The sequence below is a fragment of the Salmonella sp. NW177 genome, from assembly GCF_051811585.1.
In the GTDB taxonomy this organism is placed as follows: domain Bacteria; phylum Pseudomonadota; class Gammaproteobacteria; order Enterobacterales; family Enterobacteriaceae; genus Salmonella; species Salmonella enterica.
Genome location: NZ_JAMMZV010000001.1, coordinates 369,580 through 392,578, shown reverse-complemented (window position 1 = coordinate 392,578; position 22,999 = coordinate 369,580). Strand labels below are relative to the sequence as shown.

The window sequence follows — 22,999 nt, the reverse complement described above, 5'->3', positions numbered from 1 at the left end:
TGGTTCAAATACGTATCGCCTGTCCGGCACTGATTTTCGCCAGCATCTGCTGGCTTACTTGGCTAAGATCGACCACTTCGCTTACGCCACCCATATTGATGGCCTCGCGCGGCATGCCGAACACCACACAACTTGCTTCGTTTTGCGCAATGGTCCAGGCGCCAGCCTGGTACATCGCTAACATTCCAGCGGCGCCATCGTTGCCCATCCCCGTAAGAATGACGCCTACGGCGTTGCGCCCCGCGTGTTTCGCCACCGAATGAAACAGCACATCCACGGAAGGCCGATGCCGGTTTACCGGCGGGCCATCATGAATTTTGATTTGATAATTCGCCCCGCTACGCGCCAGCTCCATATGCTTGTCGCCGGGCGCAATGTAGGCATGACCTGGCAATACGCGTTCGCCGTCCTCGGCCTCCTTCACGCTGATTTGACAGAGTTTATTCAGACGCTCGGCAAACGAGCGGGTAAAGCCAGGCGGCATATGCTGCGTAATAATCACTGCCGGACTGGAAAGCGGCAGCGGTTGCAGCACATGTCGGATAGCTTCAGTACCGCCCGTTGAAGCGCCGATAGCAATCAGTTTTTCCGAACTGAGCAGCGGACCGGCTTTTAAGGTTGTCGGGGCCGCCATCGGTTTATGTGCGGCGATGCGGGCCCGCGCGGCGGTACGCACTTTTTCGGCAATCATCTCGCTATACGCCAGCATACCTTCACGAATGCCAAGCTGCGGTTTGGTGACAAAATCGATGGCCCCCAACTCCAGCGCCCGTAGCGTCACTTCGGAACCTTTCCCGGTCAGCGAAGAGACCATCACCACCGGCATCGGTCGCAGGCGCATCAGTTTTTCCAGAAAATCGAGGCCGTCCATACGCGGCATCTCAACGTCCAGGGTCAATACGTCCGGATTAAATTTTTTGATGAGATCCCTGGCGACCAACGGGTCCGGCGCAGTCGCCACCATCTCCATATCGCTATGGCTATTAATAATTTCAGTCATGATTTGGCGCATTAGCGCGGAATCATCAACTGACAATACCCTGATTTTACTCATGCTTTATCCTTACTTAGCGCATACACCGTCTGTCCGCGCAGGCTAAACTCGCGCACGAGGTTGCTAAAGTTTTCTGAGTGACCGGCAAACAACAGTCCGTCAGGTTTAAGGAGTGGAACAAAACGGCGCAGAATGTCCTCCTGAGTCGTTTTATCAAAATAGATCATGACGTTACGGCAAAAAATCGCGTCAAAGGGACCGGGTACGTTGTACTGCTTTTCCAACAAATTAACGGAGGAAAATTCAACATAATTGGCCAGTTCCTGACGCACGCGCACCAGTCCTTCATGCGGCCCCGTACCGCGCATGAAGTAACGTTGTAGCTGCTGCGGCGATAACGTTTTCAGTTCGCTGAGGCGATAAATACCGCTTCTCGCTTTTTCCAGCACTTCAGTATCAATATCGCTGGCGAATACTTTCCAGCGACCGGGGGCCATCCCTAACGCATCCGCCAGCGTAATGGCGATACTGTAAGGTTCTTCTCCTGTCGATGCCGCCGCACTCCAGACGCGATACTCGCCGTGGCGGCGACGCGCATGTTCCGCAAGGATGGGAAAATGGTGCGCCTCGCGAAAAAAAGCGGTCAGGTTGGTAGTCAGAGCGTTGATAAAAGCCTGCCACTCAGCGCTGTTTTGATTAGCCTCCAGCATACTGAGATAACGGCCAAAATCATCCAGTCCCAGGGCACGCAGCCGACGGACCAGGCGGTTATAAACCATATCCCGCTTATGGTCGGCCAGCACGATCCCTGCGCGCTGGTAGATTAATTGACATATCCGACGAAAATGCGCGTCGGACAGCGCGAGGCGCTGTGTCATCTGTAACAATACTGACGTTTGCCCGGAGGGCAGAGATGATGTCATAGCGCCTTCTTAATCACATTCAAAGTACAACGGGCGCGCCCTGCGGCAGCGCCATGCTTCCCGTATTACACATTTTTTGCTTTTATCTATGCGAACCAGACGAAAGGGATCGGCGGGTTCGCAAATTAATCGAGAACCGACAGCACACGTCGATCAGAAGGTTTCCCAGTTCGCATCATCCCCGGCGGCTAATGGCCGCGGCGTATTGCCGGACTGAGCGTCCGCTGACAAACGCATCTCAGGCTTATTTACCGCCAGCGGTCGCGATGCCAGGCGGAAAGCCGATACCGCCTGGGTCAGACGGCTGGCCTGCTCTTCCAGCGCGGCGGCGGCCGCTGCGGATTCCTGAACCAGCGAGGCGTTCTGTTGCGTTACGCGATCCATTTCGGAAACGGCCAAAGCGACCTGATCGATACCCCGGCTTTGCTCATCCGAGGCGGAGGCGATTTCGCCCATGATATCCGTGACGCGCGTAACGGCATTGACGATGTCAGTCATGGTTTCCCCGGCGCTTTCCACCAGCACTGAACCGGTATCGACACGCGAGACGGAATCTTCAATCAACGCTTTTATTTCTTTCGCCGCCTGGGCACTGCGGCTGGCCAGATTACGCACCTCGCCTGCCACGACCGCAAAACCGCGCCCCTGCTCTCCCGCGCGCGCCGCTTCTACCGCCGCGTTCAGCGCCAGAATGTTAGTCTGGAAGGCAATACCGTCGATAACGCTGATAATGTCAGCGATTTTTTTCGAACTGTCGGCAATTTCGTGCATAGTGTTTACTACGCCGTCGACCACTTTGCCGCCATGACGCGCGGTCTCGGAGGCGCTTTGCGCCAGTTGCGAAGCCTGACGGGCATTATCGGCGTTTTGCTTCACGGTGGCCGTCAGTTGTTCCATGCTGGCCGCCGTCTCCTCCAGAGCGGAGGCTTGTTGTTCGGTACGGGAAGAGAGGTCGGTATTACCGGCGGCAATTTCACTGGTGCCGGAATAAATCGCATCCGAACCTTCACGAACCTGCGTCACGGTGTCAATCAGCGAGCGTTGCATATGTTCAACCGTTCCCGCCAGTTCGCCAATTTCATTACGTCCTGAGACGGTGAGCGTTTTCGTCAGATCGCCGCTGGCAATTTCACGGATATGAGTAATCACTCGCGCTAATGGGTTAAGCAAGGCATGACGAATGCCGAACCAAACCACCATCAAAATCAGCACCAGCACGACCGCAAGCCCCCCCAGTTGCCATTGCGCAAAACGGTAGTCATGAGCGCTTTGATCAAATGTCTGGCGGTACAGGTTTTCGCTCACCCGGGCGTAATTGCCCAGCGCCTCGCCCAACGCGTTTTGCATTCCCTGGGTTGGCTGGGCGAAGTAGGCATCCATATTGCCATTGTCCAGAAACTGAATAAGTTCGGCTAATGCGGCCTGATAGCGCTGATATTTTTCATCGACGTTCGCGCTGGCCTCCGCCATCGCTGGCAATGGCGTCATGTTTTTGAAATTGGCGTAGTGCGCCGCCGCCTGTGCGAGGGTCGTTTTTGCATTCTGGAGTAAATCCGTTTTGGCGCTGCTCTGCTGGTTAGAAGCGTCCATCATCATGCGTGCGGCGGAGCGGCTCAGGTTAATGCGCGTTTGCAGCATTAAGTCCCATGTCGACGTGAGTTCGCTTTGTTGCTGGCGTAATTCGTTAGAAATAACAAAACCTTGCTGGTTATGCTGTAATGAAGAAAACAGCAAACCACCGGAAACAAGCTGTAGCAGTGCGAAAACCCCCAGCACCATCATCAGCATTGTGACAACGCGGATACGGTTAAACATAAGGCACCTTCCTGATAACGAGTTATCAACGTTATCGGCACCTGCGGTGATAACTTTACTTTTGCAAAAAGGAAATACGCTGTTCCGGAAGACGATATTGACAATAACAGTGTCGCAGCGGCGATGCCGGCGCAAAATGCAGGGGCTGGGCGCGGGCGATGAAGAGGCACTCTCACCGCTGGCGGAAGCATAACGGCGAATATTGCCGGATGGCGCGACGCCATCCGGCAACGTTATTACGCGACGTGTGATGCTGCGATATCCAGCAGCGCCATCTCTTCGCTGTTAAGCAGTTTTTCGATATTCACCAGAATCAGCATACGCTCGCCGAGCGCGCCCAATCCCGTCAAATATTCTGTTGACAAGGTCACGGCAAATTCTGGCGCCGGACGGATCTGTTCCGCCGTTAACGACAGTACGTCAGACACACCGTCTACCACTATCCCGACGACGCGTTGCCCCAGATTCAGTACGATCACTACCGTATTGTCATCATACTCAACGTCGCCTTCACAGAATTTCACGCGCAGATCGACAATGGGTACAATCACGCCGCGCAGGTTAGTCACCCCTTTTATAAAGGCCGGTGTATTGGCGATACGCGTCACCTGGTCATAGCCACGGATCTCCTGCACTTTCAGGATATCGATGCCGTACTCTTCATTTCCCAGTGTAAACACCAGGAATTCCTGACCTGACGGCTCGCCGGCCAGTTTGCTTACATTACTCATACCGGTCATATTATTCCCTTCTCACTCAATCAGGCGGCTGTGATCGCCATACGTTGTTCGCGGTTTAAACCCTGCAATGCGGAAACATCAACAATCAGCGCGACGCTGCCGTCGCCCAGGATCGTCGCGGCGGAAATCCCCGGTACCTTGCGATAATTGCTTTCCAGATTTTTGACCACCACCTGGTGCTGACCGATGAGCTGATCGACCAGCAGCGCGTAACGGCGTCCCGCGCTTTGCAGGATCACAACAATGCCCTGCGTGGCTTCGGTTTTCGCCCCGTCCACGTCAAACACTTTCCACAATTCGACCAGCGGCAAATACTCGCCGCGAACTTCCAGAACCCGTTCGCCGCCCGCCAGCGGATGAAGATCCTCTTCACGCGGTTGCAGCGACTCCATCACCGCATTTAACGGCAGGATAAAAACTTCCCCCGCCACGCGAACCGACATCCCATCGAGGATGGCCAGCGTCAGCGGCAGCAGAATACGAATCGTGGTGCCGGAGCCTTGTTTTGACTGGATCTCAACGTGACCGCCCATCTCCTGAATGTTACGTTTCACCACATCCATGCCAACGCCGCGACCGGAGACATCCGTGACCTGTTCCGCAGTTGAGAATCCCGGCGCGAAGATCAACATGCCTACTTCATCGTCGGTCATGTTTTCATTCACCGCCATCCCCTGCGACATGGCCTTCGCCAGGATACGCTCACGGTTAAGCCCCGCGCCGTCATCGGTCACTTCAATACAAATATTCCCGCCCTGATGTTCTGCGGAAAGAATCAGGTTGCCGACAACATTTTTCCCCGCCTCAAGGCGTTTTTCCGGCATTTCAATCCCGTGGTCGAGACTGTTGCGCACCAGGTGTGTCAGCGGGTCGATAATGCGTTCGATCAGGCTTTTATCAAGTTCAGTGGAGCTCCCCACCAGCGTCAGCTCTACCTGCTTGCCCAGTTTGCCCGCTAAATCGCGTACCAGACGCGGGAAACGGCTGAAGACGTACTCCATAGGCATCATACGAATCGACATCACCGACTCTTGTAAGTCGCGGGCGTTACGTTGTAACTGCCCCATACTGGTAATGAGATCGCCGTGGTTTACCGGGTCCAGCTCGTTAGAACGCTGGGCCAACATTGACTGGGTAATCACTAACTCGCCGACCAGGTTTATGAGCTGATCCACTTTCTCTACCGCCACGCGAATGCTGGTGGACTCGCGTTCACGCGCAGGTTTTTCACGCCCCGCATGATGTTCATGGGCCGCGCTTTTGGCGGCTGGCGCAACGACTGCCGGAGGCGCTACCGGCGCTACCTCGGTTTTCTCTTGCGCTTTTTCAACCGGCGCGGCGACCACTTTTTCAAAAGCGATCTGATCGGCCTCAATGACAAAACAGAGCACCGCGACAATGTCATCTTCCGCGACGCTGCCATCCAGAGTTGCCGACAGTGAATCCGCCCCCTTAACGACATCCGTCAGAGTAGCCAGATTGCCCAACTCTTCTTCAAGCAGATCGACCTCATTGGCTTTCAACCGTGAAAGTACAATGCGCAGTTTACTCTCGTCACGAGGCGATTCGGTTTCGGCTACGCTCTCTTCCTGGATCGCCGCGCTTAGTGCCGCGGTTTCTACGACCGCCGGCGTGGTTTCGCCTTTCGCCTCCAGCGCCAACTGGCGTAGCGCATTGCAGATATATTCGAAGCTTGCGGCATCCGGCTCTTCGGAGTTTTTATAGGCGTCGAGCTGTTCCTGCATAATATCTTTCGTTTCCAAAAACAGGTTGATAATGTCGGTATTGAGCTGCATTTCACCGCGTCGGGCTTCATCCAGCAGGTTTTCCATTAAATGTGTGGTTTCCTGCAGAATAGTGAAGCCGAATGTGCCCGCGCCGCCTTTAATGGAGTGCGCCGCGCGAAAAATGGCGTTCAGTTGTTCAGCGTCCGGGGATTCCGGCACCAAATCCAGCAGATGCTGCTCCATATCAGCCAACAGCTCGTCAGCTTCATCAAAAAATGTCTGATAAAAATCGCTAATATCCATGCTCACGCTATCACCTCGGTTCCGCTTTTGGCGATGTGGGTACGCTTGCCGGCGGGGCTGCCGCAGGCTGTTGTAATACACTTACCGGCTCATTCTGGCTTTCAGCGTTTTCATGCAAAATGGCCTGTTCCGCCTGTTTGTTTAACACCAGCAGGCTTATACGGCGGTTGATGGCGTCATCAGGACCGCGATCGCTCAGCCGCATCGTGGCGGCCATGCCAACCACCCGTAATACTTTTCCGTTATCCAGCCCGCCAGCGACCAGTTCGCGACGAGAGGCATTGGCGCGATCGGCGGATAACTCCCAGTTGCTATAGCCTTTTTCGCCGTTCGCGTAGGGAAAGTCATCGGTATGGCCGGCCAGGCTAATGCGATTAGGTATACCGTTTAACACTGGCGCAATCGCACGCAGGATATCGCGCATATACGGCTCAACTTCGGCGCTGCCGGTTTTAAACATCGGGCGGTTCTGGCTGTCGATAATCTGGATGCGCAACCCCTCCTGAACTAAATCAATTTTCAGATGCGGACGTAACGCGCGCAGTTTGGGATCGGATTCGATCAGTTGATCCAGATCGCCGCGCAGTTTGTTTAACCGACTCTGCTCCATCCGTTTTTTCAGCTCGTCGATATTCGGCTGCTTTTCCACTTCACCCTGCTGTTGGGTGTAATCATCGCCGCCGCCTGGTATCGGGCTCTCGCTATTGGCAATCCGATTCCCCCCCGTTACCGCGGTGGCCAACGGCGTACGAAAATATTCGGCAATCTGAATTAATTCTTTAGGGCTGGAGATGGAAATCAGCCACATCACCAGAAAAAAAGCCATCATCGCCGTCATAAAATCGGCGTAGGCAATTTTCCAGGAACCGTGCGCCCCGCCGCCGTGCGGTTTGTGCCTGCGGCGTTTTACGACGACAATGGGATGAGCCTGATTTTTCATGCTTCCTCAGTCGTCTGCTGCTGGTTTGGGTTTCTCACTGCGCGAACGTGTTCTTCCAACTCAATAAATGATGGACGCTCACTGGAATAAAGCGTTTTACGTCCAAATTCCACGGCAATCGGCGGCGCATAGCCGTTCAGATTAGACAGCAGTGTAATTTTTACGCACTGCATCATCTTGGTGGTTTCGGCGCTCTTCTGGCGCAAAACGGTCGCTAACGGTGAAATGAATCCATAAGCCAGTAAAATACCGAGGAACGTACCTACCATGGCATGGGCAATCAGCGCCCCCAACTCCGCTGCCGGACGATCGGCTGAAGCCAGAGCGTGAACCACCCCCATTACCGCCGCGACGATACCAAAGGCAGGCAGCGAATCCCCCACCATCGCCAGACTGTTGGCCGGGACTTCCGCCTCGCTTTCATGGGTTTCAATCTCTTCATCCATCAACGCTTCAATTTCGAACGTATTCATGTTGCCGCTGATGATCAGGCGCAGATAATCGACAATAAAATCAAGCATTACCGCATCGGCCAGAATACGCGGATAACTGGCGAAGATTTCACTCTCTTTCGGATTTTCAATATCGCGTTCAAGGGAGAACATCCCCTGCTGGCGTGATTTGGCCATCAGGCGATAGAGCAACGCCAGCAAATCCATGTACATAGATTTTGTGTATTTCGAACGACGAAATAACAACGGGATCGCTTTCATCGTGCCTTTGATGGCCTTCCCGTTGTTGCCGACAATGAACGCCCCTATCCCCGCGCCGCCAATGATGACCAGTTCAGCAGGTTGATAGAGTGCCCCAAGGTGCCCGCCGGTCATGACATAACCGCCGAAAACTGTACCGATAACCACCAGGTAACCTAATAAGATAAGCACGACATCATCCTTCCGCTGTTGACTATGACAGGATGCGCAGTCGGGCGATTAACGCGAAGGCAAGGCAAAAAAAAGCAGCGGTAATGACTTACCGCTGCTGGAGTGTTTGTCCACACCGTTTCGGTTAAACAGCCTGTTCGATCTGTTCATCCAGCAGTTGTGGAATAATATCGGCAGCATCTCGGGAAAGTTTACGTCTTTTTACTGCGCGGGATGGCGGCTGGCATAAACTACACGCAAAGCTGCCCACGGGCTGATGCGCATGGGTAATAAAGTTCCCACCGCAGCAGTTACAGCTCGACAATTCAAGCAACCCACTTTCAACAAAACGCACCAGCGTCCATGCGCGAGTCAGCGCCAACAACGGCCCTTCAGGCGGTTGCGGACACTGCTCAAGATAAAGCCGATAAGCTTTAATCACCGCATCCACACCGCTGCATAAGCCGGTCTTCAGTAAAAATTGCCAGGCGTTGCAGAACATGGAGGCATGAATATTTTGCTCCCAGGTCATAAACCAGTCTGTCGAAAATGGCAGCATCCCTTTAGGCGGCGGGCTACCGCGTAATTCTTTGTACAGCCTGATGAGGCGACCACGGCTGAGCTGTGTTTCGCTTTCCAGCATTTGTAGACGAGCGCCAAGATTAATCAACTCCATCGCCAACTGGATATCGCGAGCTTCCTGAACAATGCTTTTTTCACTCATTATCATGCCCTTTTCTTACGCGCCGTATCGTCCACTTCATTGAGCAGACGCGTTGAAAGCATGATACCTGTGTGAATCTGCTGTAAGTCATCGACGCGCGAATCCTGAGTCAAACGGGTGATCGTCTGATGATCGTCAAACCGGAAATGACAAACTAACTGGTTCGTCTCCGCCAGTTTGACCATCTGCGGCAGGGTCAACGCGCCCAGTGTGTTTGCCATCTCTTCGTTGATACCGAGGCGGAACATCGCAGATGCTTTGTCCTGGACGATCAAACGCTGTGCAAGGAGTAAATATGACAAATTGATGTCATAAATGTGTTTTAGCAACTCGGATGTATGCATTGTTCCCATCCAGAATAACCAACTTTATTTTTGTGCGACGTAGCCGCACCCCGTGATGTCGCCGGGAAGGCCCGGTAAAAGAAGCAAAAAGGTCAAATGCATAGCAGCGCTCAGACATTGTGGACATTGTGACGTATAACGCAGCTTCCCACTGAGATTCGCCTTACACGTTTACATCAATTTTTACAAATGCCTAAGATTTTTCCTAATTCGACGCAACTCTACTCGTCAGCTTCGTGACATACAACGGAGCGGGACGGCGATTTTAGAAAATATGTGATGTAGATCACATAATTTAACGGAATACTTACGATAAAACCATCAGCATGGCTTTTACTTTGTTTAATTAATAACCTAATGTTCACTTTTTCTATTCCACACTGCTGAATAGGGGTACGTCAACACCAAATTCTTTTTTGTTTCTCTCTGTTAAAATAACGCCAGGATAATAGATAACAGGCTATTATTTCTATTTTAGAAACGATTTTATTTTACCTTTAGTAAACAGTGGCTTAAATATTAAACGTTATTAATTAATCTCGTCACAGCATACGCCCTCCGCTGTTAAAAATAAGCTCATTTGATTTAACTTTTAGCTTTCATTGTTCACCCGTTTAAATGAAGCATCCTGGTGGTGTGTAAAAAGTGTCTTATGCCACGATTCTTTACATAAGAATAATTAATGATTAATTATGATGTCCTTCACATTAATGTGGCATTAGCGCATTGCAGAAATGCGATAAACAGAGTAAAGCTAAAGCACAATCTCATATTCTTGCAATCAAGGAGCGAGTTATGAGCTACACCCATATTCTTGTCGCCGTTGCCGTCACCCCGGAAAGTCACCAGCTACTGGCTAAAGCGGTCTCTATCGCCCGCCCTGTTCAGGCGAAAGTAAGCCTGATTACTCTCGCTTCCGATCCTGAACTGTATAACCAGTTCGCCGCGCCCATGATGGAGGATTTACGCGCGGTTATGCATGAGGAGACCGAGAATTTTCTTAAGATGCTGGGGGAAAAGGCGGATTATCCGATTGAACAAACTTTCATCGCATCAGGTGAGTTAAGCCAGCATATTTTGGCTGTGTGCCGCAAACACCATGTTGATCTGGTCATTTGCGGCAACCATAACCACAGTTTCTTTTCGCGCGCGTCCTGCTCGGCAAAAAGTGTCGTCAGCGCCAGCCAGGTAGATGTGTTGCTGGTACCGTTAGCGGGCGACTAGTCGCCGCTCGCGATATTTCAGGCCAGCTTAGGGAACGTCGCCACGTTGTTCTGCTGCTGACGCTCAGGGCTACGCGGCGTGACCTCCTTTAGGTCATGAATAAAACGCTCCTGCCAGCGATTAATGTCATTTTTAACGATCACGTCCAGCATTTCCGCATGGCGCGAAATACGCTCGGCAAGGGGCATCGTTAACGCACGATTGAGCGCCGCCGCCACGTCATCCCGATCGTAAGGATTGACGATTAACGCCGACGTCAGTTCATTCGCCGCGCCGGCAAACTGTGACAGTACCAGTACACCAGGGTTAGCGGGGTCCTGCGCGGCGACAAACTCTTTCGCCACCAGGTTCATCCCGTCACGCAACGGGGTGACGAGCCCGACGTCTGAATAACGGAATATCTTCATTAACAGTTTACGGTCGAAATGCTGATTCAGATAATAGAGCGGCGTCCAGCCCAATTGTCCATATTTCCCATTAATCCGGCCTGCTTCCGTCTCAAGCTGGTGGCGAATATCCTGATATGCCTGTACTTCGCCGCGTGACGTAGGCGCAATTTGGGTATAACGAATTTTTCCCCGATGCTGCGGGTAGTTTTCCAGTAGTGCTTCATACGCCAGAAAACGTTCCGGCAGCCCTTTCGAATAATCCAGCCGCTCAACGGAAAAAATATTCTTCACATTTTTCAGTTCCGCCTTGAGCTGCGCCAGTTTAGGCGGCAACGGCCCGGCAGCCTGCAGAGCAATCTCATCGGGCTCAATACCGATAGGATACACTTCTGTCTGGAAGTCTTTACCCCACGCGATATGCTGCTTGCCGCTGCGAGTCGTGACTCGCGTTTGACTCGAAAGGCTATCCAGAAAAGCCAGGCGATCATTTTCGGTCTGGAACCCTAGCAGATCAAAGTCACACAACTGCTCCAGCAGTTCATCATGCGGCGGTAAAGCGTTAAAAATCTCCGGGGTCGGGAATGGAATATGCAGGAAAAAACCAATTCGGTTGTTCACGCCGCGTTTACGCAGCTCGCTGGCAAACGGTAACAGGTGGTAGTCATGCACCCAAATGATGTCGTTCTCTTTAATGAGGGGCAATAACTTATCCGCTAATAGCGCATTCACCCGCATATAGCCTTCCCATGCAGGACGCTGAAACTGTACCAGGTCCAGACGATAGTGGAACGCAGGCCAGAGAACCGCATTGGAAAATTGACAGTAATAATCTTCGTAATCTTGTTCGCTCAGATTAAACGATGCCCAGGTAATATTACCTTTTGTCACCTTTTTTAATGGCTCATCCTCGTTACCTGTCTCGCCACTCCAGCCGAACCACAACCCGCCAGCCGCTTTTAGCGCGCCAAGCACGCCAACGGCGAGGCCGCCGGCGCCGCCTTTATTATCCGGGGGGGCAATTCGATTAGATACTACGACTAAACGACTCATAGCCATCTCTCCTGTTATTCATTACTTGTTGTTCTTGTTGTGGATAATTGATTTGTTCCAGCCAGCGCCAGACATCGGGTACGCTTTCCAGCCGCCATGCCGCCTGGGTTGCCCCGACGCCCACTTTTACGGAAATTCCGCCAGCGTGATTCACCACGCCAAAGCCAGCCTCATCGGTCAAATCGTCGCCCACAAAAACGGGAATCCGTCCCGCAAAGGGCGCCTCCTGCATAAAGGCGGCAATGGCTTCGCCTTTATTGGTTCCCTTAGGTTTGATTTCCACAACACATTTACCAGGCTGCAACGCCAGTTGCGGCCAGTGCTGCGTAACGTGTTGCGCAAGCGCCAACAGCGCCGCTTCATGTTCCGGAGCCTGACGGTAGTGCAGCGCAAACGCCATCCCCTTCGTCTCCAGCTCCGTTCCGGGCAGCGCTACAAGCGTCGAACGTAATAACTCCTCCACCTCACGGACTACCGCTTCAGGAAGGCGCACGATATGGGTTTTACCATTGATGTCACGACGCTCTGCCCCGTGAACGCCAGCGAGCGGAAAGCGAAAAGGCTTCGCCAAAGCATCCAGCTCAGTCATTGAACGCCCTGAAATCAATGCCAGTGCCCCTGCGTTGTGCGCCGCGAGACGGTCTAACAACTGAAGGATTTTATGCGGTACCACTACCTGATCGGGATGAGGCTTTATCTCTGCCAATGTGCCATCAAGGTCAAAAAAATACGCATAGTTCGCAGTGAGTTCGGGGGATACGGTTAACGGTTCTGCCACCCTGGTCTCCTCCTTATCATCATATTGAGACTCACAAACGGTCTCATTAGTCATGTAAGTATAGACAGTGTGACGCTGCTCGCCATTTAGAAAGACCATCGCCAGCCGGGGTAGCGGTTGGCGATGACGTGAAGCTATACTGTTTAGTTGAGTGTTAATTCATCAAATCGTACGCTTCGCTTTTTGCTTATAATGGTCGAAGATAACTGCTGCCAGAAGGATTCAGCCGCGAACCACGTACTGTGCAAAAGGTGAAATGTTGAACAGGTTCATCGCGTTCTCCACCGTTCCTGATATCAGTACGCTCGCCACCACATATGAGATTTTTCCGAGGCTGCCTCTCAGGAATCCCCCCCTAAGACACACGCAGAAATAACGATTAGCTCATAACCCAGGGAAGTCATTAGCCAGCATGACATAACCCAGAGCGAATTCATCAGCCAAAAGGCAGAAAAGCCAGCACATTAATCCATAACATCAGCCAGCTAATCCTTACGGCCCTGGGTGAATAACGATTACCAGGGATAATAGATATGTTCAGCCTGTTCGCGAACCGGCGCATCGTCTCCCAGCAGTCTGGCGGAAAGGGTTAGCGCGAAATCAAAGACATGACCCAAGCCTTTGCCGCTAATTAAATTACCATCTTCAACAACGGGCGCATCCACATAGACACCTTCCGGAACCGCTTTCCACAGGTCGCCGGAACAGACATAACGACGCCCCTTCAGCAATCCGTGAGCACCCAGCACCCTTGCCGCCGCGGAACAGATAGGACAAATTAATTTGCCTGCCGCATCATGACGCGCAACGAAAGCGATCACCGCCGGATTAGCCGCCAGATTAGCGCTCCCCTGCGGACCGCCCGGCAGCACTACCGCATCGAAAAGCGCCTGCTGGCGTTCACTCAGCGTGCTGTCCGCAACCATAGGAATATCATGGTAACTCACCACCGCCCGTGATTCAGCACACGCCAGCGTTTCGACGTCGATATGCAAACGTCGCAGAATATCAAGAGTAACAATGGCCTCTGCTTCTTCAAATCCTGGTGCCAACAGCACCGCGACCTTTTTCATTGACTGCTCCTTGTTAACGAGTCACCCATCAAAACTGTGCTCAACCGAATAACGTGCTCGTATGATTAATGACATTAAAAATGATCTACCGCAAAACCGGCTAGTTTATAAAAACAGGCATATTTGCTCTCAACCGTTTATGCGTGTGATATCCAGACTGGCTAATGTTTATTTTATTGAAATTACCATACTTGAAAGACTCACCCCATGATCTGAAACAATGTTTCATAAACCATAAATCCATATAATATCATTTAACTTTCAAACGGTTGCAATTTCTCTACACTCAAAATCATTACACCTGAAAAAATCACACCGCTGAAAATGTAAAAAAAGATAAACAATTGCATTTAAGGATTTTCTTATTTTTATTGACGCGCTATTCTCATTACCGATCGATAAACAGGAAATGAGATCGCATAAGGGACTGGCGGAACGGAGTTCTTCTGCTAAGAGTATTTATTGTGCATAGAGGTAAGAATGTGACAACGGCCCGTTGCATTCTCGTCTGTCATGCACATCAACACTTTCTGGAAATAAGGATATTGTTATGGCAGCTGTAGGAATGGTTCAAAAGCTCAACACGCCAATGAACCTTGAGTTTTACGCATCAAATCTTTACCTCCATCTAAGCGAATGGTGTTCTGAACACAGTTTAACAGGCACCGCCACCTTTCTTCGTACCCAGGCGCAAGGCAACGTGACGCAAATGATGCGCATGTTTAATTTTATGAAAAACGCTGGCGCCACCCCTATCGTTAAAGCCATTGACGTTCCGGGTGAAGAGCTCTGCTCTCTGGAAGAATTGTTCCAGAAAACCCTGGAGGATTATCAGCAACGCGCCAGCACGCTGTCGCGTCTGGCAGATGAAGCGAAAGCGCTGAATGATGCCTCAACGCTCGATTTTCTCCATACCCTGGAAAAAGAGCAGCAGCAGGATGGCGTACTTTTACAAACTATTCTCGAAGAAGTTCGCAGCGCTAAACGAGCAGGGCTATGCCTGGCGCAAACCGATCAGCATCTCCTTAACGTCGTGACCTATCAGCATCACTGATAGCGGCACCCCGAGCGACAATATTGAGACGTTATTAGCCGGATAGCAACGCGAAGCAGCTTATCCGGCCTACACCGTTTCTGGTCTGTTTGCCAGAGGTGGCGCCTGTCGCTACTGGCGTATTATCGGCACATCATGCCAGCCGACAGGCGCGAAACGTCTCTGTCTTGTCCGGGCATTACCCCAGCATCTCACGTACAAACGCTTCTATTTCTTTATTCTGGCCGTTTTCAAACAAACATTGCTGGAAACGCGGCCCTGAAACCGCCGTTTTAACCAGTTCAGGATCGATAGCCCGTAGTGTATCCAGATAATTCTCTTTGACGACCGCGGCCTTAACCTGGTTCAAAATGCCCGCATTGCGTACCTGCGGCGCTTTGCGCTCAGGCGGATACCCCTCGCCTTTACGCCCGGTAAACGCTTTTTCAAAGATGAAACGCACGTTCAGCTCAGCGCCCCAGCCAAAGCCTTTCGCAAATGGCAGGGACAACGCATTGCCGTTGTTGATCTGCGCAAACAGAAAAGCATCTGCCGGATCGATGCAATAGCCACAAATGACACCTGGATGAATATTTAACGACATCAGCGCGCCCTGACCAGTGCCACAGCCAGTAACCACAAAATCAACCGCGTTTGCATTAAGCAGAATACTCGCCATGATGCCTAAATGAATGTACGTCAGGTGATGGTCATTTTCGTCGCACATGCCGACGTTAAAAACGGGAAATCCCTTTTCATTGGCGACGGCGCTAAGTTCGTTATAAATGATGGCATTTTTGCTGGCCTGGCTATTTTCCATCATCAGTGCAATTTTCATCGTGTTCCTCCTGAATGCAGACGGTCGCGTCTGCGTAAATCATGACGTTTTGCCCACACTACACACTTAAGAACACGCATTCAAATTTAATAAAACGAAGTTTCATCAAATGAAGAGACGCTCACACATTTTCTGTTTCCGCTGTAAATCCCCTGCCGTTACCTTTAATCAAGGCGAATCCGTAAGTTATTCCAGCCATTGACGGTGCAAGACACGAGGTAGCATGGTCTGATACCGAATTGTCGGAGCGATTTTATGAAGCCTCTTATTTTTACTCTTTCACTGCTAGCCCTGACGGGATGCACCATTACTCGACAAGCGCAGGTCAGCGAAGCCAGCCCGATAAGCGGCATCGTGCGCCTGACGTATAACCAGCCGCTATTTTTTACTTCACGGACAGATGACTATGTATCTCACGGGACCGCAACACGCGAATGCCAGCAGATGGGCTATGCCGATGCCGTTTCGTTTGGTCAGCCGGTAGGAACCTGTAGCATTTATGCGGGCTCGTTGTGTCTGAACACCCGATTTACCCTCTCCTGGCAGTGCCGGGGCGTTGCAGTCCCGCAAATTATGCCGCTTTATTATTAAGGCGGCTGGCTTAACGCCGACACCATGTACAATGGAGGAGAGCGCAGGGTCGCTATTGCCAGCATGAAGGTGCTGGCTTTTCTTTATTTTTATACCCTATACACTGGCGTTAATGCGTTTTATTCCCATTCGTATTTTTAATAATTAAATTTAATATTTTACCTTTTGCAAATAATAAAATAACAAATTATAGTGGCGCCACATTACCGTATATCTTTTGCTATTTGTGGAGCGGAACCATGCTGAAAACAGAAATGATCGACAAACTGAATGAGCAAATGAATCTGGAGTTATACTCCTCCCTGCTCTATCAACAAATGAGCGCGTGGTGCAGCTATCACAGTTTTGAAGGCGCGGCCGCATTTCTTCGTCGCCATGCGCAAGAAGAGATGACGCATATGCAGCGCCTGTTTGACTACCTTACCGATACCGGAAGCCTGCCGCGCATTAATACCGTTTCTTCGCCCTTCGCTGAGTACGCCTCGCTGGATGAACTGTTCCGCGCGACCTATGAGCATGAGCAGCTTATTACGCAAAAAATTAATGAACTGGCTCATGCCGCAATGACCAGCCAGGATTATCCGACATTTAATTTCTTGCAGTGGTATGTGGCAGAACAGCATGAAGAAGAAAAACTGTTCAAATCTATTATTGATAAATTAACGCTGGCGGGAAAAAGCGGCGAAGGGCTTTATTTCATTGATAAAGAACTCTCCACCCTGGATACGCAAAATTAATCCAACACGTCCTTACACGGTGAGACGCGCTCTCACCGTGGCGTATTAATGGCGGCAGATTTTACTCTCATGCGTTGAAAAACCGTCCTCCACCGCAATAAACTTTCCTTTCGCCGCCAGAAACGCGACCAGTTCCGCCGCCGTCATATCTGACGCTGAACAGGTGTGAAATCGTGCCCGCTCGCCAAAGCGCGCTTTTATTGCCGCCTCCAGCGAGGTATGCGTGTACTGCTCGCCAGACTCAATCATCATGTTGAGCACTTCGTGACCGTGAATGGAATCCATAACCCCTCCTGAATAAAACTCGTAGCCTAATGTGTCCTTGTGCGAGCGACTTTGCGCTAGCGCAGGTTTGCGGCGGTTGTCCGCGTCTCCTCCCATACTCGCTTTTATGCCCGTAACTGTAAACTTTACAGTACACCTATTGTAACGACCATTTGACGAAAATAGCGTAATGCCTTACCCTGCGCCGCGGATATCACCGTTCTTTGTTACCGGGGTAGTAGAAAGCGTGAAAAACAGAACTCTGGGCAGTATTTTTATCGTGGCAGGCACCACTATCGGCGCCGGGATGCTGGCAATGCCGCTGGCAGCGGCTGGCGTTGGTTTCAGCGTCACGCTGGGATTGTTGATTGGCCTGTGGGCGCTGATGTGTTATACCGCGCTACTATTACTGGAGGTATATCAACACGTTCCGGCGGATACCGGGCTGGGCTCGTTGGCAAAACGCTATCTTGGACGTTACGGACAGTGGCTTACGGGATTCAGTATGATGTTCTTAATGTATGCGCTCACTGCCGCCTACATTTCCGGAGCCGGAGAATTACTGGCATCCAGTATTAATAACTGGCTTGGCGCCACGCTCTCGCCCGCTGCCGGGGTGCTGCTGTTCACCTTTGTTGCCGGTGGGGTGGTGTGTGTGGGCACCTCGCTGGTCGACCTTTTTAACCGCTTCCTGTTTAGCGCAAAGATCATTTTTCTGGTCATCATGCTTGCGTTGCTCACGCCACATATTCATAAAGTAAATCTTCTTACGCTTCCTTTACAGCAGGGGCTGGCGTTATCCGCCATACCGGTCATTTTCACCTCGTTTGGTTTTCACGGAAGCGTACCGAGTATTGTGAGTTATATGAACGGCAACATTCGCCGGCTGCGTTGGGTCTTTATGACGGGTAGCGCCATTCCGCTAGTGGCCTATATTTTTTGGCAGCTCGCCACGCTGGGAAGTATCGACTCGCCGACATTCAGAGGGCTACTGGCCAGCCATGCCGGGTTAAATGGCCTGCTGCAGGCACTCAGAGAAGTGGTCGCTTCGCCACATGTCGAACTGGCGGTCCACCTGTTCGCCGATCTGGCGCTGGCGACCTCTTTTCTGGGCGTAGCGCTAGGATTATTTGATTACCTGGCCGATCTATTCCAGCGCCGCAGTACGGTGTCCGGGCGTCTGCAAACCGGGCTGATTACCTTTCTGCCGCCGCTGGCGTTTGCGCTTTTCTACCCGCGCGGATTTGTGATGGCATTAGGCTATGCCGGCGTAGCGCTGGCAGTGCTGGCACTGCTCATCCCAGCTATGCTGGTCTGGCAATGCCGTAAACAGAGCCCTCAGGCGGGATATCGTGTGGCAGGCGGCACCCCAGCGCTGGCGCTGGTGTTTATCTGCGGCATTGTCGTGATTGGCGTCCAGTTTTCGATCGCACTGGGGTTCCTGCCCGATCCAGGTTAATGTCAGGCAAAGATTACCGGGCCCGGACGCCGTCCAGGCTCGATAATCATCACGCTATGGCCGTTTACGAGCCATTAATGCAGGCAGCACTGCTTAAATTTTTTGCCGCTCCCGCATGGACAAGGATCGTTACGCCCCACTTTCACCTCTGCTTTTATCGGCATCTGTAGCGGCGTCGTGTGCGGATGCGCCATCCACCAGGCATGCAGCTCAAGCGCCGCGATACGGATAGCGTCAACGCTTTTATCGAACGCTTCCGGGCTCATTTTATCCAACAGCGCAAAGTTTTCTTCCGTGCCGTGTAAGGCAATCGCTTCCAGCGCCGGTTTTAGCGTATCCGGCAAGTCAGACCAGTCGGACAGCGACACTCCGCGCATGTAACCAAAGCACCATTCTTCAACAATCGTTAATTCATGGCCATCAACTTCTCGCAGGCCAAACAGCGGCTCGAACTGTTCTGGATAGTCTTCAAGCCGGGCGGCTGTGTCCGCCATGTGCTGGAACACCAGATCCATAAATCGCGTCATTTCTTTTTCAGATGTCCAGCGCGGTACGTACGCGGGTCCCCCCCATATCGCGACCAGCCACTGTTCCGGCTCGATGGGACGCGGAGAACTTAGTACCGCAGTAATCAGACCGTCCAGCTCCGCGACATCCAAAATGGCCTGATCGGTATTGTATTTCGTCAGCACATCATCCAGCCATTCCAGCTCGTTCTCGTTTAATGGTTCCATTTTCATAACGCTTTTCCTCAGTGATGACTTCCGCCTGTAGGCCTCTTACATTGCAGCGGATAAAAATAATTTTTTTGCAGGCAGTTTGGATGGCAACCATCAGGGGCCAGATTAACACGAAATGAGGAGGATTCCGGAAGTTAACGCACAAAAGGAGGATCAGGGCGCAGATTTTCCGCCAGGAAGCGCTCGCCCCACACAAAAGCGAGAGATGGGTTTCTCGCTATATTATACTCATGCTAACTTATACCACCGCCGCGGACAGATAAAACCGCCCTCTCAAATAGAGCTTATTTTCAGTAAAAAAGTGTTTAATGAGTTCGTCTACCGCTTCTCTGTCAGCAGAAAAGGTTATTTCCATAAACAGCGTATCGTACCCTATTTTGATATTTTTTTTCTTACAGTAAACACGGATCTCATCCTGCACACTCAGCAACGGAAGGCTAAATGTGTATAGCGGTTGCGGTTCTTTTTTCGCCGCTTTCTCAAAAACTTTAGTGACCAGATCCCCAAGATCGCGCTCTGACCGGGCACCGTTATTAAAATGCAATAAATTACGTCTTTTTACCACCCAGCCTCCAGCCAGATACCGCCAACAATAACTCTCACTTCAATGTGTGAGGCACATAATCACATCCAGAATCAGCTCCAGATAGTATTTCAAATAAACAGCCCGCACTATAGCTCATACTTTTTTCAGACACAGTTTACAGGGATACTCTCTTTATATCCACGCGCACGGTTGCCTTAATCATGTCTTCCGCGATAACACAGTTTGTCAACCTATTCTATATAACCAAGCTTAAACAGAACCTTACCAGCCAGCGATATCAGCTCAGGATTTTCAGGATAAAAACGCAGTAACGGCAAAAATACTGCCTCACCGATAATGCTCCGGCTATTAGCATGGTTTGGGCGCAATCCCCAGATATTCTGATAAGTCATCGGCACGACCTGCCCATTCATGGTTGTGTTACCGATATACAGCATAATATGCCCTGGAATATAGACCAGCGTAGTAAACGGCTTTCCGTATCTGGTGAGATAATCGATCCGCATTTGGGGATTTTTATGACTAAGATCGACCACCCGTCCAGCAGACTCTACCTGCGCGGATGAATGTCTGGGCAGGAATATGCCAAACGGCATTAACAGGCTGCGGACTTCGGCTGAACAATCATTATAAAAGTTAAAATTTCCCCAACCGTAGGGGGCGCCGTGCATTGCTTTCATTAGCACGGCGATATTTTCCGGCGTCATTTTCCACGGCATAGCCGTAAACTCGTTACCGCTTAGCCAGACCCAATGGATAAACGCGCGACCGTTGCTGCCGCGAACTGGCGCCGCAATCAGGAACTGGCCCGCCCGTTGATGTCGGAACGGTAAAATAGTGCCCGGTCGCCCGGTGAAATAATAGACGCCTGCGGCATGGACAGAAACCGGCGCGTTGATAAATGCCCCCAGTTGCTTATGAGCAAGCAAAACCCACTGTGTTATAAATTTCTGATCCGTACTGGCAATATCTTCACTATGAACCCAGCCAGTTACCGCTGGTGAAACGACATATTGCCAGCGTTGGTCTTTGCTCTTCGTCAGCGTATAGACCGGCGTACCGGGACGCAGCGAAGACATTTGTAAATTATCAAACGGATACCCCTCGCCCGCCTGACGGGGATCATTAAAGAGCGGGTCGTCCGTTGGCAGCGCTCTGACTAAACTTTCTCTGACCATAATGCCTCGCCGGGAGGCATGATAGATATTGTCAATCTGCGTATCCGTATTCCCTCTAACCTCCTCTTTCCAGCGAGAGGTATAAAGTCTGAAGTTTTCTCCCCAATAAGCACTGCCGTCGCTAAGAAACTGCTTAATACTGGCATCCCGCGCCTGTGCTGCGTTTTTTTTCAGCAATGCGGTAATATAAAAACCATTCCACGGCGAGTGCGCTTCACTGTCCATTCCGAAATAATGAGATTTTAGTGCGTTAAAGTAGCGTTGTTGGGTAGCACTATCAATAACCGGAATAGTGTAATCAGCCGAGTCCGGAGGTATCCATTTATCAACCGACTGTGAATAATCCGCTAACGGAAAGCGTGTTTTTGTCGGGTCAATATAGCTCCCTGCGACAATTTCATCTTTGGCTGTTGATCGGTTGGTCGTCTGGTGGCAAGCGGTGAGGCACAATGGTATCAATAAAACGGCCCAGGTTTTCTTTTGCATCATCATCTCCGTAAAGCGGGGAAAGCATAATATAGAGACTGACCAAAACCGCCATTCACGAAAACCCGAAATTATCTGTAGTTGACCTGTTATTAAGACAATATTGCAAAACGTGATTAAAGCATGAAGCGGATCACATTACCTAGTGATGAATATTAGTTCGCTATCTACCTTTAATTAAATTGTGCAGAAAACACCCCCTGAACAGTTTTATACTCGTTTAATTTGCATAAATACTCCACTGGCCCGCCCCTGTTTTTTTCAGACAATACATACTGTAGCGCGTCAGTTCTACTTTTTTTATATACTCTGCAAAGTCATTTTCATCGACGTAGCCAATAAAATTACGCGCATCACATGTCGAAGAGGAAAGCTCACCGGGAAGAGAGTAGGTTACGATTGCACTCTCAGGCTCATACAAAATAAAAAAAAGTAGCAAAGCACAACCTACAATCCCAATATTAATGAAGCTAATAAATAATTTTGCATTATCGGTATATTTCACTGGCAGACCTACTCACTTTATAAAGCAGGCATAAAACATATCAGCATTTTTTATAGAGATTAATGGATTTTATCGGCTGATTTACCCGACGTTTAGTATTTACCGGGCATAAGTTCTTGCGGGTCGGTAGCACATAACTGTTGTACTGGCAGAAATGCCGCTACCGATGTTTTTTACTGTGTATCGCGCTTGAGAGTTCACGCTCGCGGTCGGCATACAAACTGAAGGCACAAAAAAACCACCCGTAGGTGGTTTCACGACACTGCTTATTGCTTTGATTATTCTTGTCTTTCCCATGGTACCCGGAGCGGGACTTGAACCCGCACAGCGCGAACGCCGAGGGATTTTAAATCCCTTGTGTCTACCGATTCCACCATCCGGGCTCGGGAAAAATTGGAGGCGCGTTCCGGAGTCGAACCGGACTAGACGGATTTGCAATCCGCTACATAACCGCTTTGTTAACGCGCCAAATTTTTTTGGCTTTTCAGCCAGCATCCGCTTTACGCCAATGCTTTTAAACTGGAGCGGGAAACGAGACTCGAACTCGCGACCCCGACCTTGGCAAGGTCGTGCTCTACCAACTGAGCTATTCCCGCAGTATCAAGCAACTTTGTTAATCACTTGATTTTGTTATCGTCTGGCAATCAGTGCTGCCGTTCGATGCGTTGCATTCTACTTACCTGACGCACTGAGTCAACGATATTTTTCGTCACTCACGATCGTTTGCTGAAATT

23 protein-coding genes, 3 tRNA genes and 2 pseudogenes are annotated in these 22,999 nt (G+C 50.9%); 6 read left to right on the top strand and 22 right to left on the bottom strand.

Annotated elements, in window-relative coordinates; genetic code table 11:
* Nucleotides 1–4 precede the first annotated feature (4 nt).
* The 9 genes from cheB to flhD all read right to left on the bottom strand — a co-directional run bounded on the left by cheB (nucleotide 5) and on the right by flhD (nucleotide 9,373).
* The gene (gene cheB, locus NA986_RS02105) at nucleotides 5–1,054 is read right to left on the bottom strand and encodes a protein-glutamate methylesterase/protein glutamine deamidase (protein WP_000036392.1); all 1,050 of its coding nucleotides are present in this window, start codon (nucleotides 1,052–1,054) and stop codon (nucleotides 5–7) included.
* On the bottom strand, nucleotides 1,051–1,917 hold the full coding sequence (gene cheR, locus NA986_RS02100; RefSeq protein ID WP_000204362.1) for a protein-glutamate O-methyltransferase CheR: 867 nt from the start codon (nucleotides 1,915–1,917) through the stop codon (nucleotides 1,051–1,053). Before cheR ends, cheB begins: the two co-directional genes overlap by 4 nt.
* Before the next feature lie 153 nt (nucleotides 1,918–2,070).
* On the bottom strand, nucleotides 2,071–3,732 hold the full coding sequence (gene tar / locus NA986_RS02095) for a methyl-accepting chemotaxis protein II (RefSeq protein WP_000483264.1): 1,662 nt from the start codon (nucleotides 3,730–3,732) through the stop codon (nucleotides 2,071–2,073).
* Nucleotides 3,733–3,968: 236 nt separating this feature from the next.
* Nucleotides 3,969–4,472, bottom strand: coding sequence for a chemotaxis protein CheW (cheW, locus tag NA986_RS02090; protein WP_000147295.1), 504 nt, complete (start codon nucleotides 4,470–4,472; stop codon nucleotides 3,969–3,971).
* A 20-nt stretch (nucleotides 4,473–4,492) separates the two neighbouring features.
* Nucleotides 4,493–6,508, bottom strand: a complete 2,016-nt coding sequence (cheA, locus tag NA986_RS02085; RefSeq protein ID WP_000061302.1) for a chemotaxis protein CheA — start codon at nucleotides 6,506–6,508, stop codon at nucleotides 4,493–4,495.
* 4 nt (nucleotides 6,509–6,512) lie between these two features.
* Complete coding sequence (motB, locus tag NA986_RS02080; RefSeq protein ID WP_000795653.1) at nucleotides 6,513–7,442, bottom strand: flagellar motor protein MotB; 930 nt, start codon at nucleotides 7,440–7,442, stop codon at nucleotides 6,513–6,515.
* The gene (motA, locus tag NA986_RS02075) at nucleotides 7,439–8,326 is read right to left on the bottom strand and encodes a flagellar motor stator protein MotA (protein WP_000906312.1); all 888 of its coding nucleotides are present in this window, start codon (nucleotides 8,324–8,326) and stop codon (nucleotides 7,439–7,441) included. The genes motB and motA overlap by 4 nt, the downstream gene beginning before the upstream one ends.
* A 124-nt stretch (nucleotides 8,327–8,450) precedes the next feature.
* On the bottom strand, nucleotides 8,451–9,035 hold the full coding sequence (gene flhC / locus NA986_RS02070; protein WP_000605987.1) for a flagellar transcriptional regulator FlhC: 585 nt from the start codon (nucleotides 9,033–9,035) through the stop codon (nucleotides 8,451–8,453).
* A complete protein-coding gene (flhD, locus tag NA986_RS02065) occupies nucleotides 9,032–9,373 on the bottom strand; it encodes a flagellar transcriptional regulator FlhD (protein ID WP_001518146.1) in 342 nt (113 codons plus the stop codon). Before flhD ends, flhC begins: the two co-directional genes overlap by 4 nt.
* A 682-nt stretch (nucleotides 9,374–10,055) precedes the next feature.
* On the opposite strand from flhD, the gene NA986_RS02060 reads away from it, so the two are divergent.
* Both NA986_RS02060 and uspC read left to right on the top strand, forming a co-directional pair.
* Nucleotides 10,056–10,172 carry a hypothetical protein gene (locus NA986_RS02060; RefSeq protein WP_001617301.1) on the top strand — a complete coding sequence of 39 codons (117 nt, stop codon included), beginning with the start codon at nucleotides 10,056–10,058 and terminating at the stop codon, nucleotides 10,170–10,172.
* Nucleotides 10,169–10,597 (top strand): universal stress protein UspC, encoded by a 429-nt coding sequence (gene uspC / locus NA986_RS02055; RefSeq protein ID WP_000122606.1) that lies wholly within the window; start codon nucleotides 10,169–10,171, stop codon nucleotides 10,595–10,597. Before NA986_RS02060 ends, uspC begins: the two co-directional genes overlap by 4 nt.
* 17 nt (nucleotides 10,598–10,614) lie before the next feature.
* Here uspC and otsA read toward each other — a convergent pair whose 3' ends face one another.
* From otsA to NA986_RS02035, 4 genes and pseudogenes are all read right to left on the bottom strand, one after another.
* On the bottom strand, nucleotides 10,615–12,036 hold the full coding sequence (gene otsA / locus NA986_RS02050; protein WP_000089042.1) for an alpha,alpha-trehalose-phosphate synthase: 1,422 nt from the start codon (nucleotides 12,034–12,036) through the stop codon (nucleotides 10,615–10,617).
* On the bottom strand, nucleotides 12,011–12,814 hold the full coding sequence (gene otsB / locus NA986_RS02045; RefSeq protein ID WP_023216873.1) for a trehalose-phosphatase: 804 nt from the start codon (nucleotides 12,812–12,814) through the stop codon (nucleotides 12,011–12,013). The genes otsA and otsB overlap by 26 nt, the downstream gene beginning before the upstream one ends.
* Nucleotides 12,815–13,036: 222 nt before the next feature.
* Nucleotides 13,037–13,218, bottom strand: a pseudogene (gene araH, locus NA986_RS02040) (L-arabinose ABC transporter permease AraH); the annotation flags it as partial.
* Between the two features lie 111 nt (nucleotides 13,219–13,329).
* Nucleotides 13,330–13,887 (bottom strand): DJ-1/PfpI family protein, encoded by a 558-nt coding sequence (locus tag NA986_RS02035; RefSeq protein ID WP_000754800.1) that lies wholly within the window; start codon nucleotides 13,885–13,887, stop codon nucleotides 13,330–13,332.
* 550 nt (nucleotides 13,888–14,437) lie between these two features.
* On the opposite strand from NA986_RS02035, the gene NA986_RS02030 reads away from it, so the two are divergent.
* Entirely contained in the window at nucleotides 14,438–14,941 is a 504-nt protein-coding gene (locus NA986_RS02030; RefSeq protein ID WP_000741707.1) for a non-heme ferritin-like protein, read from the top strand.
* Nucleotides 14,942–15,119: 178 nt separating this feature from the next.
* On the opposite strand, the gene NA986_RS02025 is transcribed toward NA986_RS02030, so the two are convergent.
* On the bottom strand, nucleotides 15,120–15,758 hold the full coding sequence (locus NA986_RS02025; protein ID WP_000684804.1) for an RpiB/LacA/LacB family sugar-phosphate isomerase: 639 nt from the start codon (nucleotides 15,756–15,758) through the stop codon (nucleotides 15,120–15,122).
* Nucleotides 15,759–16,013: 255 nt separating this feature from the next.
* Here NA986_RS02025 and NA986_RS02020 point away from each other — a divergent pair, with 255 nt between their 5' ends.
* Together NA986_RS02020 and ftnA are read left to right on the top strand one after the other, a co-directional pair.
* Nucleotides 16,014–16,349: a YecR-like lipofamily protein gene (locus tag NA986_RS02020; protein WP_000803229.1), complete on the top strand. Its 336-nt coding sequence runs from the start codon at nucleotides 16,014–16,016 to the stop codon at nucleotides 16,347–16,349.
* A gap of 239 nt (nucleotides 16,350–16,588) precedes the next feature.
* Entirely contained in the window at nucleotides 16,589–17,086 is a 498-nt protein-coding gene (gene ftnA, locus NA986_RS02015; RefSeq protein ID WP_000920616.1) for a non-heme ferritin, read from the top strand.
* Between the two features lie 45 nt (nucleotides 17,087–17,131).
* Here ftnA and NA986_RS02010 read toward each other — a convergent pair whose 3' ends face one another.
* Nucleotides 17,132–17,371, bottom strand: a complete 240-nt coding sequence (locus NA986_RS02010) for a YecH family metal-binding protein (protein WP_000377238.1) — start codon at nucleotides 17,369–17,371, stop codon at nucleotides 17,132–17,134.
* A 226-nt stretch (nucleotides 17,372–17,597) separates the two neighbouring features.
* Here NA986_RS02010 and tyrP point away from each other — a divergent pair, with 226 nt between their 5' ends.
* Nucleotides 17,598–18,809, top strand: a complete 1,212-nt coding sequence (tyrP, locus tag NA986_RS02005) for a tyrosine transporter TyrP (RefSeq protein ID WP_001562965.1) — start codon at nucleotides 17,598–17,600, stop codon at nucleotides 18,807–18,809.
* 74 nt (nucleotides 18,810–18,883) lie between these two features.
* On the opposite strand, the gene NA986_RS02000 is transcribed toward tyrP, so the two are convergent.
* From NA986_RS02000 to NA986_RS01970, 7 genes and pseudogenes are all read right to left on the bottom strand, one after another.
* On the bottom strand, nucleotides 18,884–19,549 hold the full coding sequence (locus NA986_RS02000; RefSeq protein WP_000781521.1) for a YecA/YgfB family protein: 666 nt from the start codon (nucleotides 19,547–19,549) through the stop codon (nucleotides 18,884–18,886).
* Nucleotides 19,550–19,787: 238 nt separating this feature from the next.
* On the bottom strand, nucleotides 19,788–20,114 hold the full coding sequence (locus tag NA986_RS01995; RefSeq protein WP_000240837.1) for a glucose-6-phosphate dehydrogenase: 327 nt from the start codon (nucleotides 20,112–20,114) through the stop codon (nucleotides 19,788–19,790).
* A 212-nt stretch (nucleotides 20,115–20,326) separates the two neighbouring features.
* Nucleotides 20,327–21,766 carry an SH3 domain-containing C40 family peptidase gene (locus NA986_RS01990; RefSeq protein ID WP_077905752.1) on the bottom strand — a complete coding sequence of 480 codons (1,440 nt, stop codon included), beginning with the start codon at nucleotides 21,764–21,766 and terminating at the stop codon, nucleotides 20,327–20,329.
* Between the two features lie 214 nt (nucleotides 21,767–21,980).
* A pseudogene (locus NA986_RS01985) lies at nucleotides 21,981–22,312 on the bottom strand (hypothetical protein).
* Between the two features lie 249 nt (nucleotides 22,313–22,561).
* Nucleotides 22,562–22,648, bottom strand: a tRNA-Leu gene (locus NA986_RS01980).
* A gap of 11 nt (nucleotides 22,649–22,659) precedes the next feature.
* Nucleotides 22,660–22,733: transfer RNA gene (locus NA986_RS01975), tRNA-Cys, on the bottom strand.
* 52 nt (nucleotides 22,734–22,785) lie between these two features.
* Nucleotides 22,786–22,861: transfer RNA gene (locus NA986_RS01970), tRNA-Gly, on the bottom strand.
* Nucleotides 22,862–22,999 lie beyond the last annotated feature (138 nt).

Coding starts and splice junctions, on each gene's coding strand:
- otsA (WP_000089042.1), bottom strand. CDS start 12,036: ATGAGTCGTTTAGTCGTAGTATCTAATCGAATTGCCCCCCCGGATAAT.
- cheW (WP_000147295.1), bottom strand. CDS start 4,472: ATGACCGGTATGAGTAATGTAAGCAAACTGGCCGGCGAGCCGTCAGGT.
- NA986_RS01990 (WP_077905752.1), bottom strand. CDS start 21,766: ATGATGATGCAAAAGAAAACCTGGGCCGTTTTATTGATACCATTGTGC.
- uspC (WP_000122606.1), top strand. CDS start 10,169: ATGAGCTACACCCATATTCTTGTCGCCGTTGCCGTCACCCCGGAAAGT.
- NA986_RS02025 (WP_000684804.1), bottom strand. CDS start 15,758: ATGAAAATTGCACTGATGATGGAAAATAGCCAGGCCAGCAAAAATGCC.
- motB (WP_000795653.1), bottom strand. CDS start 7,442: ATGAAAAATCAGGCTCATCCCATTGTCGTCGTAAAACGCCGCAGGCAC.
- ftnA (WP_000920616.1), top strand. CDS start 16,589: ATGCTGAAAACAGAAATGATCGACAAACTGAATGAGCAAATGAATCTG.
- NA986_RS02030 (WP_000741707.1), top strand. CDS start 14,438: ATGGCAGCTGTAGGAATGGTTCAAAAGCTCAACACGCCAATGAACCTT.
- tar (WP_000483264.1), bottom strand. CDS start 3,732: ATGTTTAACCGTATCCGCGTTGTCACAATGCTGATGATGGTGCTGGGG.
- NA986_RS02010 (WP_000377238.1), bottom strand. CDS start 17,371: ATGGATTCCATTCACGGTCACGAAGTGCTCAACATGATGATTGAGTCT.
- flhC (WP_000605987.1), bottom strand. CDS start 9,035: ATGATAATGAGTGAAAAAAGCATTGTTCAGGAAGCTCGCGATATCCAG.
- cheB (WP_000036392.1), bottom strand. CDS start 1,054: ATGAGTAAAATCAGGGTATTGTCAGTTGATGATTCCGCGCTAATGCGC.
- NA986_RS02020 (WP_000803229.1), top strand. CDS start 16,014: ATGAAGCCTCTTATTTTTACTCTTTCACTGCTAGCCCTGACGGGATGC.
- cheR (WP_000204362.1), bottom strand. CDS start 1,917: ATGACATCATCTCTGCCCTCCGGGCAAACGTCAGTATTGTTACAGATG.
- flhD (WP_001518146.1), bottom strand. CDS start 9,373: ATGCATACATCCGAGTTGCTAAAACACATTTATGACATCAATTTGTCA.
- NA986_RS02035 (WP_000754800.1), bottom strand. CDS start 13,887: ATGAAAAAGGTCGCGGTGCTGTTGGCACCAGGATTTGAAGAAGCAGAG.
- NA986_RS02000 (WP_000781521.1), bottom strand. CDS start 19,549: ATGAAAATGGAACCATTAAACGAGAACGAGCTGGAATGGCTGGATGAT.
- NA986_RS02060 (WP_001617301.1), top strand. CDS start 10,056: ATGATTAATTATGATGTCCTTCACATTAATGTGGCATTAGCGCATTGC.